At 58.7% G+C, this 15,535-nt stretch carries 8 protein-coding genes; 4 read left to right on the top strand and 4 right to left on the bottom strand.

The features are described 5' to 3' along the window. The first annotated feature begins 175 nt into the window (after window positions 1–175). Both ABIL25_08335 and ABIL25_08330 read left to right on the top strand, forming a co-directional pair. Window positions 176–733 carry a pyruvate kinase alpha/beta domain-containing protein gene (locus ABIL25_08335; GenBank protein MEO0082283.1) on the top strand — a complete coding sequence of 186 codons (558 nt, stop codon included), beginning with the start codon at window positions 176–178 and terminating at the stop codon, window positions 731–733. A gap of 9 nt (window positions 734–742) precedes the next feature. Continuing rightward, the gene (locus tag ABIL25_08330; GenBank protein MEO0082282.1) at window positions 743–1,180 is read left to right on the top strand and encodes an HIT domain-containing protein; all 438 of its coding nucleotides are present in this window, start codon (window positions 743–745) and stop codon (window positions 1,178–1,180) included. A 135-nt stretch (window positions 1,181–1,315) separates the two neighbouring features. Here the strand turns inward: ABIL25_08330 and ABIL25_08325 are convergent, their stop codons facing one another. Next, entirely contained in the window at window positions 1,316–3,109 is a 1,794-nt protein-coding gene (locus tag ABIL25_08325) for an FG-GAP-like repeat-containing protein (protein MEO0082281.1), read from the bottom strand. 110 nt (window positions 3,110–3,219) lie between these two features. Further along, the gene (locus tag ABIL25_08320; protein ID MEO0082280.1) at window positions 3,220–5,187 is read right to left on the bottom strand and encodes a tetratricopeptide repeat protein; all 1,968 of its coding nucleotides are present in this window, start codon (window positions 5,185–5,187) and stop codon (window positions 3,220–3,222) included. 142 nt (window positions 5,188–5,329) lie between these two features. On the opposite strand from ABIL25_08320, the gene ABIL25_08315 reads away from it, so the two are divergent. Next, window positions 5,330–6,109 carry a hypothetical protein gene (locus tag ABIL25_08315; protein ID MEO0082279.1) on the top strand — a complete coding sequence of 260 codons (780 nt, stop codon included), beginning with the start codon at window positions 5,330–5,332 and terminating at the stop codon, window positions 6,107–6,109. A 119-nt stretch (window positions 6,110–6,228) separates the two neighbouring features. Further along, a complete protein-coding gene (locus ABIL25_08310) occupies window positions 6,229–7,332 on the top strand; it encodes a hypothetical protein (GenBank protein ID MEO0082278.1) in 1,104 nt (367 codons plus the stop codon). A 70-nt stretch (window positions 7,333–7,402) separates the two neighbouring features. On the opposite strand, the gene pbpC is transcribed toward ABIL25_08310, so the two are convergent. Continuing rightward, on the bottom strand, window positions 7,403–9,763 hold the full coding sequence (gene pbpC / locus ABIL25_08305) for a penicillin-binding protein 1C (GenBank protein ID MEO0082277.1): 2,361 nt from the start codon (window positions 9,761–9,763) through the stop codon (window positions 7,403–7,405). Between the two features lie 114 nt (window positions 9,764–9,877). Beyond that, entirely contained in the window at window positions 9,878–15,457 is a 5,580-nt protein-coding gene (locus ABIL25_08300; protein ID MEO0082276.1) for an alpha-2-macroglobulin family protein, read from the bottom strand. Window positions 15,458–15,535 lie beyond the last annotated feature (78 nt).

Raw genomic sequence — 15,535 nt, 5'->3', positions numbered from 1 at the left:
ATGAAAGTAACCGCGGTCCTGAAACCTCAGGCCAAGCGGGAGGGTGCCATAACCGACATCCTTCACTTCAAGCCAAAGTAGGCGCTCAAACGTGACTTGGGGCGGCCTTCTGGCCGCCCCGTTCTTGACCGGGAAACAACAATGCCTATCATCCAGTACTGACCATGGAGGCAAGATGAAGAAAAGAGAACCGCCCCGCGGCTCAACGACCGCAGCAACGCTTCAGGCTGCGCTCGCACGAGCTGCCGAACTTGACATCACACACCTGGTCGTCGCCTCGACCACCGGCCGGACTGCCCTGGCTCTGGCTCGACTCCTGCCGTCACAGATGCAAGCGGTATGCGTCACACACCATGCGGGGTTCAGTAAACCTGGCAAGTCCGAGCTCAGCGACGAAACAGAGAACAAGCTGGCCCGTTTCGGCATATCGGTCCTGCGCACAACCCATCTGTTCGCCGGGATTGATCGGGCAGTCCGGATGAAGTTCGGCGGACTGTACCCGGCTGAGATTGTCGCCAGTACCTATCGAACGTTTGGCGAAGGTACCAAGGTCTGTGTTGAAATCTCGGTCATGGCCCTTGATGCCGGACTAATTCCCTTTGGCAAGGACGTAATTGCCATCGCCGGCACCGGTACAGGTGCAGATACCGCACTTGTCATTCGACCAGCTCACTCTCGGCAATTCTTCGACACCAGGGTCCGTGAAATCATCTGCAAGCCTGCAAGCTGGTAAGGAGTCATAATGAGTGAATGTATCTTCTGCCAGATAGTTGCTGGCAAGGCGCCGGCCCGCAAAGTGTACGAGGATGAACACACCCTCGCATTCCTCGACCTCTACCCTATTTCGAGGGGCCATTGCCTTGTCATTCCGAAGAAACACGTTGTCTGGTTTACTGACATCGAGCCGCAGGACGGTATTGCTGGCCCGTTTCTGAAAACGGTCTATTTGGTAGCCCGCAAGATAAAGCACGCCTTCAACTGCAAGTACGTGACGCTGCTTCTGCGTGGCACCAGGGTACCGCACCTGCACATGCTGCTTGTTCCTTCAATTGAAGGCGAAGAGAACATCCTGGACAAGACGCTTGAGTTCCATCACTTCTGCCAGGCACGGCTGAAGCCGCAATTCTCAGACCGGGAACTCGACGAGGTAGCGAGAAAGATAGCAAACGCTCGGGTCTAGTGCCGGCGTCCGCCGGATTTGCCCTGACTGCGACTTTGAAGCTTCCCACGGCCAACCAGTTTCAACGCTAGGCACGAAACTTCGGGGAAAGCCCGGAATCAGCACTCGCACGCCACAACCCTGCTTCAGGGAGCCTTAGTGGACCTTGACGACCGTCTGGACCGTCGAGTGCCGGCCAGTATCAAACAACAGAACGTAAACTCCAGGCGTGACCGACCGCAGGTCAAGGTCAAGTGTGCCGGTACGAGCAGCTTTCAGCAATCGAGCGAGGACACAGCGCCCGGTTGCATCGTACATCCGAACCTGCACCGTCCCGGTCAGGGCTGACCCTATCGCCGAAACAAGTTGACCGGTTACCGGATTCGGACAAAGCCTCAACCGACCGTCTGCTTCCGGCACTGGCCCGAACCCATCCGGCCTTGTGATGCCGGTCCTGCCGATGATGGTGAACGGCCGGGTAGTGACGCATGAGACCGAGCCCGACGGGCCGAAAACAGTGTAGCGGATATGACACTGGGCTGAAGGACAATCCGGCACGGTCCACTGGTATCTGCCACTGTTCCGTAGGCTGTCGGCAATCGTCTGCCAGGGTCCACCTGCGCCATGGACCGAGAGTTCAAGCCTTACTCTGGTGTCCGCAGCGTTCTGCGCTTCGCTCCACCAGTCTATGAACCGGACCGAACCGGCAATGAGACGCTCGCCTCCCCGCGGAAATCCCGGCATGATGCGCAGACTATCTGCGACCGACGCTTCCCTGAAGCAGCGCACGTAGTTGCGCGTACCCGAAACCGCAACCAGGGCAACATCCGGAAACCCGTTGTGGTCAACGTCTCCACCCGCTCGCAACGTCCGACCGGTGCCAGGTGACGGGGTCGAAAACGTTGCGGTCTGGGTCCAGTTCCCCTGACCGTCACCACGCCAGACAACGCCGTTGCCGTTGCCGAACCCGACCAGGTCCACATACCCGTCACAGTCCATATCACATAGCCAAGTTGCCTGAACCCCTGTGCTGGGCAGACCTGCACTCAGACTGACCCAGCTATCAGCGGCCGCTTGCCACTTCCATACCCCGACTCCGCCGGTGGCGTTGACGAAGGAGAACTCCTGGGCTCCGTCATTGTCAACATCGCCCAGCGCCACACCCAGCCGGCCCTGCGACTCACCTGGAGGCAGATTGCGGTCGGTCAGAACGAAACGGCCTGTGCCATCGTTGAGATAGACCGAGCCATACTGATGGCCAACCACGAAATCAATGTCACCGTCGTTGTCAATGTCACCGGTTGTCACCTCATTCTTTGACAGCCCGCCGACAAAACCGAAACTTTGCACCCAGTAGCCGGTCCGCTGGTTCAGATAGACGTGGACGCCGGCCGAGCCGCCGAACGAGTTTGAGACCAGGTCAAGCCAGCCATCACTGTCAAAGTCCGCGAAATCAGTGCCGAACATGCCCCAGGTCTCGCCGTTCGTAGCCAGACCCGAATCCCACGGTGTCCAGTTGCGACCCGTGCCGTCGCCGAGCGCTGCCTCGATTAGCTGGTCGCCGAAAGGAACCCCGGAGTAGTTGTGATGCATGCCGTATCCCACATCGAGCAAGCCATCGTTATTGACATCGCCGACCGCAATACCACCGTATCCGAAGTCGCCCGACATGAACACGCTCCAGTTTCCCTGCCCGTCGCCAAACCAGACCATGACGCCGTGCTGGTCGGTATTGACGTAGGGGCTGCCGTGGTCGCCAATTGACAACAGGTCAACGTTGCCGTCGTTGTTGACGTCGGCGAACTCCAGTTCGGTCTTGCCGCTTTCCATCGTCGGCGGTATCAACCCAGCCGAACTTTCCACATAGCTCAGCTGAGCCAAGGCGGTTGCCATCGTACCGCCCAGCAGCAGAGACAAGGCAGCTGCTCTGCCGTATCTGATTCTCTTCATTGTGCTCCCTTACAAGACCAGTGATCATTGTATGGCCGCTGCCCCTGACGTCAATGAGGCAGTCAGCACCCAGTCGCACGTCAGCCCCTAGCCCTGAGCTGACACGGTCACTAACGGAAGTGCTCAAGCGCCTGTTTGGCCTTGGTGTAGGAAGGGTCCAGTTCAAGCGCCCGCTTCCAGCGGCTTCGGGCCAAGTCCCTATTTCCTTCCTGCCAATCCAGCAGCCCGAGGTTGAAGAGCGTAACCACAAAGGTCGGTTCTATCGCCAAAGCCTTCTCGAAATACGTCCGTGCCGATGTGAAGTCGGACTGCATCATCGCGATATTGCCGAGATTGTTCCAGCTCGAGGCCGAGTTCGGGTCCAGTTCGCACACCTTCTCAAAGCACACTCGGGCTGAATCAAGCTGCCCGGCACGGGCAAACACATTACCGAGCTGACCATACGGCTCCGGGCTCGAGGGGAACCGATCAACTGCGGCCTGTGCGGCAACCCGGGCCTGCTCCAGCTTTCCCATCTCAACGTAAATAGCCGACTCAAGGACAAGCACGTTCTCCGCCGAGTCGTACTCAAGCGCAGTCCGCACCTCGCCAAGCGCATCCGCAAGCCGGCCCTGCTGGAACATGCCCATCGCGGCAGAAAGATGAGTCTGCGCCTGATCCTCAACTCTGCCCGGCCCAAGTACACCAGCCCGGCCTGCACCGAACAGACCGGCGTTGAAGAAAACAAGAGCGCCCGCAAGAAGTGCAAGCCCGATACCAAGCTCCCTGCCTCTTGCCTTTGCCAGGCGCGTAACGCCATACACGGCAAGCACGATGAGAAATGGTACCATCGGCATCCGGTACCGGGCAGTCACGAAGAATGCTACAAACGACAGCCCAAATGAAACAAGAAAAAGAAACACCGGCATCCATCTTCGCGCAATACTCCGACCAAGGTAGATGCCAACCAAGGCCAGCGGCAGGAGCAGACCGAACGGGAACTTGAGAAATACTGTCTGAAATATGAGCAAGTTCAGAAATGTGAACCGCTTGTAGTAGTAGATGTTCCGGTTGTTGGATACCTCATAGCCGGAAAGTAGAAGATACGTCTTGCGCACTACAAGCCAAAGTGCTCTGAGCGGCTGTTTTCGCCAGAAGTCCAGGCCCTGGCCAAGCCAGTATCGGTCAATCTCAGCACCCTTAAGTTCGCGTCCCAGTGCCTTCTCGGCCTGAGTCTTGACATCGAAGTACCCGCCCCACCAACTGCCGCGCGTGCCCGGCACAATCGCAGTCACCCCGTCCGACTCCGGATTGTTTCCGATGTAGAAGTTTGTACCGGCCTGCCACGCAATGGGCACAAACGTTCCCGACACAACGTAGTTCCTGACGGTCACCGGAGCAATCACGATGCACACCGCGCCGAGAAACCACCCCAGCCTCGACCACACCTTGCTGCGGTACTTCACCAGCAACCACACCGCGAACACGGCAACGAATGCGAGCACGTTCGGTCTGGCGATTGCCGCCAGCCCGAACACGAGACCAGGCAGCCACCACTGCCGGCCGTTCTCCAGAGACCGGTACAGCAGCACCATGCCCAGAAGCACCAGGAAAACGAGCAGAGAAGGTATCAGAAGCTCACCGTCAAAATACACCGCGAGCGGATACGCGGCCATCACCAAGCCCGACGCTACCGCGACGCGTTCCCTGGTCCGGTCGGCAAGTCCGGTTGCCTGTTGCCGACTCTTCAGCAAGCGCCGAGCAAGCAGGAAGACGAACCCGCAGCTTGCACTGCCCAGAACTGCCTGCGCAACCCTCGCACCAAACAGACCTAGACCGAGCTTGTACAACCCGGCAAGAAAGTAGGGATACAACGGTGCCCGGAAAAAAGCGTCTCGGATGAACTCTGTATTGGAAACGATCGCCAAGGCCCAGCGATGGTGATATTCCGCATCCATCTGTGGCGCAAAGAACAAAGGGTCGTGCTGTCGCGCCTGCAACAGGTATATGAGCCGGACTGCAAACCCAGTTCCGGAAATGACAACGAACCAAAGCCAGGCCCGGCTCTGACCTTGAGCTGCTGGTCCAGTTCTCTTCACCGATGCAGTATCGCCAATCCCTTTTCCGGGTCAAGTATGGCCCGTGAACCCGGAAGGCCGGAAAGCTTTTAGGGACACTCCCCTCCTGTCTTCACCGACCCAAGGTTTTGACTTCGCGGCCGGTCTGCCCTATTCTTGAGTCATGAAGCAGGGCAGCGCGGAGCCGCGGCCGATTGCGGTTCTCGACGACTTCTTCTCCGAGTATCTCGGGTGCGACCTCTCGCTGGTGCCACCCGGCAAAACGGTCATCACCGCCTCTTCCCGCCGCGAACGACCTGAGCTGTTGTACGGCTACACATTCCCTTTGTGGATGATCCTGACCCAGAGCCGGTGCGCCATCTCAGTCCAGGGCAGACTGCTCAGGGCAGTCTCAGGTCTTGCCCGGACTATCGGCCTTGCAAACCTGCGTCGGCCAGAGGCGGCCAGACGGTTCGTCGTAGCCGCAACCAGGGTACTCGGAATCCGCGCCCGGGTGTCTTCAAGCTCAGGCCCGATTTTCTATTGCCTACGCGAGAACCTACGTTTCTGGCAGGTCCATCCGTGCCGTCCGATTGAGCCCGATGATATTCCGACCATTGCCGCGACCGGGATGGCCGGGTCGTGGCTTGAACATTCGGTCCACGAGCGTACTGCATTCGCAGCATATCATGGGAAAAGACCGGTTTCGATTGCGGGTACGTTTCCGGTTCCCCACATGGCCGACCGAGTTGCTGACATCGCAGTGCCTGGAACCATTGAGGAATTCCGGAATCAGGGCTTTGGTCGTACCGCGGTCGCGCATACCACAAGGGCAGTACTCGAGCTCGGCCGCATACCGGTATATTCAACCTCCGATGCCAATGTTGCATCCCAGAGGACCGCACTCGCAACCGGGTACTTTGAGTACGGCTGGCAGTTTCGGGTGCATCTTCCATCACCATAGGTGCTGTAGCTGGCCTCGCACAGCACTCGAATCGGACGGTAGACTCGCCTTTTCTCAGCCTACCACACTCGGGAGAGTTGCTGCTTGACACCTCCCAGTACCAGGACTAACCTTGCGTCGTGGTCTGGAACCTGCGTGTCCTTTTCCCAGCGCTGCTGCTCCTCAGCACCGGCATCACCCTCGGCTGGTGGGACACCTGGCCGTATCTTGAGCATCAGGACATGCTTGGCCGCTCAATTGAGATCTGTGCAGTGCGCTATCCGGAAATGGCTTCAGAAATCCAGGCATTTCGTGACGAGATGCTCTCCGGCACTCACGACGAGGACTACGATGAAGATGAGGTCAACGGTTCCTATTGCGATTACTCAGGATACTGTGTTGCGGTTCCTGGCGCGTGGTGGCCGACTGCACGCCGACATCTAAACGCAATCCAGTGGGTCCATGACACTCAGAACCCGAACAACTGGGCAGCAGCAGTCGCAGCCTATAACTTCAATCGTGCCGACGCCTACTATATGCTGGGTCACATCATCCACAACCTGCAGGACTTGTTCGTACCGGCGCACGCTCACATCTCTCCCCATGGAGCCGGCACTTCCGGTCTGGTCGAGAATCATTCCTGGCCCTTGTACTTCGATAACTTTGAGCAATACTGTGAAGTTACCTCTAATGAGCTCAACCGCGCCCGGCCTGACCGCATTCCCGAGGCCATGCTTGATACCCTGATGGTAAGAGCTGCAGCGTTCGCCGCGACCGATGTTGAATCAGTCGGATTCAAACCATCACAGTACTATGCACCACCGGATGCGCCCGGTGGCTGGGGCCGGTACCGGCCTTATCCGTCTGGCGGCTACCCTTGCGGCAATGACCGCATCTCAAATTCCCTCGCCAATTCCTGGTCGCTCTGGATTGTACCGGCCTGCTGCGAATATGCAGCAGCGGCAATCCGCACATTCTGGCTGGAGTGTCGAGGTGTTGGCCAGACCGATGCTCCACTGGCCCGCATACTACCTACCAGCCCACGCTCGCCGGTCCGGACCGGCTCGGTACTGGTCGAATCATCCCGGCCGGTTGTCGTGCGGTTCTTCTCGCCGGACGGACGACTAGGCGCATCAGTGTCAGGCACGTCCATCCGCTGTCCAGAGCTTGCGCCCGGACCGTGGTTTGTCCGTGTGCTTCTCGGTACCGACTCCGCCACTTTTGCGCTTAGCGTCATCCGCTAAGACCGGATTCGATTGATAGCTGGTGACATCTTCCCTTGGGATGCATGTTCTATCTGCTTCGGTATCTGACTCAGGGCAAGACCAAAAAGCTAACTTCCTGACTGACCTTTGTTCCGGCCGCAAGTTGAAGCCGGTGCCGGCCAGGAACAAGATTCCAGAACAGAGTGAACGGCGCTTGGACCCGAGCAAGCTCTTGACCGTCCAGAATCCAGGCGGCCTCAACCGTACCTGGAGGCACCAGTCCTTTGAGCAGAACCGCCTGGCAATCCCGGCTTACATCCGGGTCAATCTTGAACACGTCGTCCTCGTCCGGGAAAAGCACTGAGGGCCGGTCGGACAACTCCGATTCTTGAAATCGGGACTCTTCTGGGCTTGCCGGCGGCAGCGGCATACCATTGTCTGCCATCCACGACCAGTATTCGGCTGGGTACACCTCAAACACCCGCTCGACCCCGGGCTGACACGCAGATGCAAGCTCGCCGGTCTCAGGATTCACACGCAGCACTCGGTGAACTGCGCATGTCTCGCATGGCTCATCGCCGGATGCGAACAGCTCAATCACCGTACCGGAGCAGAACCTGCCCGGTATCTGCCCTGACTTAGGACAAACCGGCCTGCGGACGATACCGGCTGGCTCGGAAAATCCGGCCGGCTCTTCTCGCTGGACTGTGAGCATCACGTCACGGAAGAGCGGTCCGGCACCGCTTACACCCGATACCCGGTGCATCGGTGAGCCGTCGAAGTTGCCGACCCACACCCCAACCACGTAGTCCTGTGTGTAACCGATCGTCCAGTTGTCCCTAAAATCTTTGGAGGTTCCGGTCTTAACTGCACAGGCAAACGGCAGGCACAGACAGGAAAACGAGCCGAATGACGGTGCCCGAGCTTCGTTGTCGCAAAGGATATCGGTCACAAGAAAAGCAGCCTGAGGACTGAACACCCGCCTACGGCTGGAAGTTGTCTCTGATCCGGTTTCAAACGTCGTGCGAACTGGCGAGTACTCACCGCAATTGGCAAGTACACGATAAGCATTCGTCAGCTCAAGCAGCGATACGTCACCGGTTCCGAGTGCCAGAGCTAGGCCGTAATAGCCCGCGTCTCGCTCAAGGCTTGTGATTCCACATCGGCGCAGCACGTCCAGCAGCCGTGCCGGTCCGACCTGCTCGGCAAGACGTACTGCCGGCACGTTATAGGACGAACCGAGCGCAGTACGGCAGCTCACCGGCCCATGGAATGCTCGGTCGTAGTTCCGCGGCATGTAGTCGCCGGCAAGCTCGGAAAAGTATCCGGGCAGGTCTGATACAATACTCGCAGGCGCAAGCCCCTGCTCGAACGCAAGAGCATAGACAAACGGCTTCACTGCCGACCCGGGTTGCCTTGGGCTCAGGCAGGCGTTGACCTGACCTGCGTCCGGCGAGAAATAGTCACGTGAGCCGACCATTGCCACTACGTCCCCGGTCCTGCGATCAAGCACGACTACCGCGGCATTGGTCACATGATAGTCCACAAGCCGGTTCAGTTGCGCCTCAACCAAGTCTTCACACTGCTGTTGCACACACCAGTCCAGAGTTGTGCGCACCGTTCCCGCCTTGAGCCTCGAACCTTGAGCCTTAGACTTTGCGGCAAGCACCATATCCACAAAATGTGGAGCGCGGAAACGGTTTCTGGGCACAGCCGGCACGATGCTCTCCGCAAGCGCAGCCTCGTACTCCAACCCGCCTATCCTGCCCTGCTCCAGCATCGCTGCAAGAATCCAGCGCTGGCGTTCCCGTGCACGGCGGAATCGTCGGTACGGGTCATACTCTGCGGGCGACCGCACGACCGCAGCAAGAAAGCAGCTCTGAGCCAGCGACAGCCGGTCCGGGGTGCGATCAAAGTACAGCCGAGCCGCAGCGTCAACTCCGTAAACCTGATTCCCAAACCACACGCGGTTGACATAGGCTTCAAGGATTTCACGCTTGGAAAGATGCAGCTCAAGCCGTATGGCCTGCAGCATCTCTACCACCTTGGCAAGAATGTTCCGGCGTCTTGCAGGATACACGCTTCGCGCCAGTTGCTGGGTGATGGTTGAGCCGCCGGAAACTACCCTACCGGCCCGCAGATTCGCAAGCACGGCCCGGGCAAGTGCTGGTAGGTCAATACCGCAATGGTAGTAGAATCTACGGTCCTCGGCTGCAAGCACAGCTTCAAGAAACCATGGGCTAATCCGGTCTAGCCCGGCCCAGTATGACACACCGTATTCTGCCGAGCGAACTTCGCGTAATACGACTCCATTCCGGTCGGTGACGACCAGCGCGGCAAGCTTGTCCCCACGCACAAGAGCCGGGCTCGGCGGGATTGCGAGATACAGTGCCAGACCGGCTCCAAGCAACTGCACCAGCACGGCAGCCACGGCCAAGAGCAACCAGCCAGCCAATCGCTTCCTTCCCATCCTGCCTTGCCTTACGCAGTCAGCGGGTAATGGTAAAAGGGCCCTGCCTCTCTGGCCGCAAGGTCGGGGCAGTATGTCTTGGTTACCCATTGGTCATCCGGAACCGGCCGCTGCTCATTTGATGTCAACCCACTGCTGTCCGGTACGACCGAACACCTCGGGCGAATACATCTCCTCGACCTTTGTCGCCGGCATAAAGAAATGGCCTCGGGTCAGCGCTTTGACAAGGTAAGTCTTGGTATGGAGGCCTTGCCGAAGGTAGGTTGCGAACAGGACGTACCGGTCTTCGTACTTCTCCTCGTGGTCAAAGTCACCCCACAGGTAGAAGCCGGTTTCTTCCTGCATCTGCTCTGGCAAACGAGCCGATTTCTGCTGCTCCGTCTCAAACGACGTGTTTACGATTTCCAGGCCTGCGGGCAGCGGGTCGTCAACCACGACGTACAGCCGGTCCTGAGGTGTGTACACCCGAAGGGTCACCAGGTACTGCTCACCGCGCATGAAGTCAGAACCTTTGCCTAACGGCCTGATGGTCTTCTCGATTTTCAAGCCCTCATCCGCAGGCTTGAGCTCACCCTTGGGCGCGTAGGACAGCCGCAGACCGTAGTAGAGTCTGCCTTCCCCCCGCTTTACGACTTCGACCGGCACCGGCCTCTTTGCCAGACTGTCGAACGGCACCACCCGTCTTCCGACTGCAAGCGAGCGACCTGAGAACGTCTGGCTGAGCACAGTCTTTCCCTCAAATCGCACTAGGGCCACAAAATCCGGCCTTGTCTTCTCGTATACGCGGTAGAACGTCGCCATCGCGCCGAACACGTACGCGTTCTCCTGGGTCGTGCGCCAGCGACCGGACTTGCGCTCAGCGATAAGCCATTTGACCACCTTTTCCGCAAACTCAACCTCACCCCGGGCCTCAAGCAGTGCCTGAAGTACAACCGCGGTAGTCCGGACATTGGAATGGAATATCCAACCGCCTTCCATCTCCTCTTCGTAATGGGCCGAAGTCGGAGCGAGCTTCAGTTTGTTGTTTATTGCTTGGATGAGCCTGTCTCCAACAGTACGTGCGCTGCCTAACCTAGGCAACAATGCGACCGTCTTGAGCAGGTACGCCTTGCCAAACACTGACATCTTGTCCAGCGACCCGGACAGCGCGTTCACGTAGGACTCGGTATTCACGTCCCAAAGCGTAAGCGCATAGACCGCAAGACTCCTTGTTGTCAGATACTCGTCCACTGAGTACGGCCATGTTTCATCCCTCCGGCCGTACCCGAGCCAGTTCACAAGATAGGACTTGCCCAGTTCGACCACTCCGCTGTTGACTTTGTACCCGTTGCGCCGGGCCAGTGCCAGAAGATACATACAGTATGCCGAAAGAAATGGTGATGGCCGACTCCACGACTCGACCCCCCAGAAATGGAACCCGCCAGACTCGTCCTGGTACTTCGGTACCAGGTCAAGCTCGGTCTGCACGAACCGGCGCAATGCGTCTGCGCGCAGCTCAGACAGCCTGAACTGGTTGATTATTGCCTCACCACTGATAAACGGTAGAACCTTGCTCAGCCGCTGCTCGAGGCACTCATAAGGATAGGTGCGTAGATACTCCAGCCCACGCTCCAGTCCGGCAAGGCCAGACGACGCCACAGTGACTTCAAGCCCGCCGACACCGACGAATGCATCAGCCGGTGCGCTCAGGGTCTGTACGGCAAGCGTATCCGTTGTTTGCTCGTACACCGCCACCGCCTCAGTGACAAGCGGGTTCTTGACCGGCAGACTGAGCTTGAGCCCGTCCTGCTCAGCGCCGGCCGATGCATGGAAAGCGAACTCGGCCTGAGTCCCTCCCGTACACCGGTATGAAAAGAGAACTTCCAGCGGTTGGTTCGGCTCGACCTCAACCTGTCGGCTCGTCTCGCCCTCAAGCTCGGCGCCCTTTGCGCAGGACGCCCTAACGTTCACTGTCATCTTCTTGTTGGTCCGGTTGTGCACCATCACACCGGCTGAGAACCTGTCTTCCGGTCGGACAAATCTGGGCAGGGACGCAGTTAGCAGCAGCGGCTTGTTTGTCTTGAATCTTGCCTCACCAGAACCAAACCGGTCCTGGGTGGCGGCAACTGCCATCACCTGCCAGGTCGTCAGATTGTCAGGCAGTTTGAACCGGACCCGAGCCTGGCCGTTGCCGTCTGTCCTGACCGCGGGCAGCCAGAGCGCAGTCTCCATGAACCTCTGCCGATAGGCGAACTCGTACTCGCCATTCCTTCCGTTGGCTGGGCGTTCGAGCCGGTCCATGCCACCACCCCCTGCATTCTCGCCCTTTTCGCCGTAGTTACGCTGGCCAATGACGTGCAGCCGCGACTCCGCGGTTGCTACCGCGAGCGAACGTGGAGCATAGAAGACGCTGAACGGGTCTGGCGTCTCATAACCGATAAGCTTGAGCACGCCCAAGTCAACTACCGCAACTGTTACCTCGGCTGCAACCGGACTATTGGTCTGGTTCATGACCGACAGGTCAACGACTATTTCCTCACCCGGCCGATATTCGTCCCGCTCCGTTTCCGCCTTGACCACGAGCTTCTTCGCATCCGGGTTGACTGGCAACTCGACATAGCCGATCTTGAAACCAGGCTTGCCCAAATCCTCGCCCTCTTCTCCGAACTTGTTATTGGCGGTCCGACCCTTGAAGAGCATCACTGATACGAACACGTTGGGAAGGTATTCTTCCCTGACTGGAACCCGCACCAGTTCCGCATTACCGGAAAGTGAGGTCACAAAATAGTCAAGCACGAACTCACGCTCGACCGTAACAAGTGCTTTCACGTTCTGCCAAGGCGACTTCACCAGAATCCGCGCTGTGTCTCCAGGTTGGTATGAACCCCGGTCACGCACCAGCTCTACCACATCATCGTCGCGCATCATCCAGGCCGCCTCGCCTCTGCCCGCGACCCAGAATGCAAGGTCGGTCCGCACCGGATTACGACGTCCGTCTCTGGCTTCAGCCTTGAGCCAGTAGTACCCTGGCCTTGTCGGCTTGAACCATCGCCGCACCGGCCCAACCTCAGTCCGGAGCTTGAAAGAACCAACCACCTCATCCTGTTTCTCACTCACCCACGAGTAACGCCCGCCGGTCCGAGCCTTGCGTGCCGAACGCCAGACTCGTCGGAACACGGTAACGGTTACCCCTGTGCCGGGCAACAGCCTGCCCTCAGGCGCGGCCGCAATCACGTCCAGGCCCAGCGAATCCCCAAGCTCAACAAAATCCTCGCTCGCCTTCAATCCGACGTACCGGTCGGCCCGATGCACCAGGAACGACTCGCGTCCGGAAATGCTTCGCTCATTGGCAGCGAAGACCGTACCTTCGCACGTTACTCGGCAGGTTGAAGTCCTGTGTCCGAGGTCCAGTCTTGCCTTGAGCCTGATGCAACCCTCGGCATCTAACCTACCAGAGCCGGACGCGAGCACGGCCGTCTGCTCAGCAACTTGGTCAACGGACGGACCCCAGGTGAAGCCTTCGTGTCCCGGGGGGACGAAAAATGAAGGTTCGAGCACGATACTCCAGTCCACCCGGTCCTGTGCCATCGGCGCTCCAAATAGATACTGGCCGCTGACGGTCGCCTCGAACCAGTCGCCGGCAACGTACTGCTCTCTCTCAGCGCTTACTCTGACATCAAACTCAGCCGGCCGGTACGCTTCAACCCTGAACGACCCATAGAAGTATCGTTCACCCTGCTCGAACGTAACGTTATAGTATCCGGTGACAGCGTCAGCACTTAGTGGCACCGCTACGTCAAAGCTTCCCCATCCGGATAGGGTCAGTCCGCGCCTGAACACCTCTTGGTCCCGCGGGTCGGTGACCGTCAACACACCCTCGCGCCTGGACGGCGCCACCCAGCGACCTCGGGACTTATCCCTGATAATTCCCTTGAGCCGAACCGTGTCGGACTGCCTGTACAACCCCTTTTCGCTGAACAGAAAACCGGTCGGCTCAGTCGGGTCCGGGTTCCAATCATAGCTCACCCCGAACTCGTACGGGTAGATACCGGTTCCCCAGTCTGAGTGCACGAACGCTTCGCCCTCGGAGTTGTGCACGAACATCCACATCCGCGGACTTGACCACTCGTTGCGCGACGAGACGCCAAGCTCAGTCCAGCCCGGGAAGAGAACAAACCCGGTTCTATCGGTCCGACCGGTCCAGAGCAACTGGTTACGGTCGTCTCGAAGCTCAACTGTCGCATCAGCAACTGCCGAACAATCAGAGAGCCGTGTCACGTAACCAAGCCCATTCTCAGGTGAGAACTTCCCGCTCAGACCGAACGGTGTCACCTGGACGAATGCCCGGCAGTACCTCGAGCCCCTTTCTGGTTCCCCCAACATGTCGAGCTCAAAGAACAAGTACCCCGATCTCCGGCCTGCCAGCCCCGGCGTAAGATTCAGGGGCAGAAGCGTCCGCTTGTTCCTCGCAAGCCCCGGCTTCCACATCTTCTCGTACGTGAAGGTCCCGACTGGCTGCTCAGCCGTAGCGTTTCTGGTCTCGTACTCGTAATCATGCTCATACTGCGCTCGCCAGAACGGAATCACCTGCCCGGCATCGAGCCGACGCATCCTGATTGCAACCGAGTCAACGTTCACCATCCATACCGGGTGCTGCACCTTATCTGCGGTCTCTACGATGCCGGCACCGGTAGGCATTGTTACTCGTGGCCGAAAAGATACTGTACGCAGAGAAAGGCGTACGTCCCGACCCAACCGGTTCCCGAACTTGTCCGAAAGCCACTTTGACAGTACCACCTCGTAGGTCGTCTCAGGCTTGAGTTCAGCGTACACGTAGTGGTGGTCGGTGGCATAACTGTAGCGTTCCTTGGGCAGGCGGACCTCAGGTCTGAACTTCACCCAGCGAAGCAGATTCTCCTGTGGCACCGGGTTTGAGAAAACAAATTCCACCGGGTCCTCTGGGTGGTGACCGTCCTTATCCGGAATGCCCTGGAACCGGAACCGGTTGAATGTGGTGAAGCCGAACTCGCGTCTTTCCACAGTCCCGAGATTGCCCTCGCGTGCCAGCAGCCCCGATTCCAACACAACGTTGTACCTTGTCTGTATCCGCAGCCGACGGACCGGTTCAAGGACAAGCGCATTTGATGAATCCGTCGCGTTGTACCACCAGACGTGTTCGGGTGGTTGCTCGCGCCGACCCGGACGCCGGATGCGAAGCGGGACAACCGTGCCGTCCGCAGCTTGGAGTCGGATGAAGCGCCTCGCCCGAACCGGGTCCATCGGTACGTTGAAATCAAGCCATATCACCGGAGCAAGCTGGACCAGCTCCTGGTTGTGATACGGCGTTGAGTTCTCAAGCTGCGGTCGGACTGTCTCAAACTCAAACTCGCAATCCTGCTTGAGCATCCGGCCGGCCAGCGACCTGACACCGCGCGGTATTTTGACCCGGAACGCGGTCGCTACCGGAAGGGATGTGTCGGGTCGGAACGCAACTGTCCTCGCACCAAGCCAGTGGCACGTACCACGAATGTCCGGCGCGATGAGCAGCGGAAAGTCGACGCTCTCTGGCACTGCCTCCAGTGCCACCATTTCATCATCGAATGTGACGATGATTTCGGCAGCTTCATCAGCGCCTTCGACCAACCCGACCGGTGTGGCCGCGACCACATGTAACGGTTCGGCCCGCACAAGCTCTTCTTCAGTGAAAACCGGCATTGTTATTCTTCTGGCCGAGACCGACCCAGGTTTCGGGCCTGCACAGCCAGCAACAGCCAGCACCGTGCAAAGAACCGC

The sequence above is a fragment of the candidate division WOR-3 bacterium genome (assembly GCA_039801365.1).
Lineage (GTDB): Bacteria > Hydrothermota > Tepidihabitantia > Tepidihabitantales > Tepidihabitantaceae > JBDRUN01.
The sequence above is the reverse complement of the archived record's forward strand: the minus strand, read 5'-3'. Positions and strand labels throughout refer to the sequence as shown.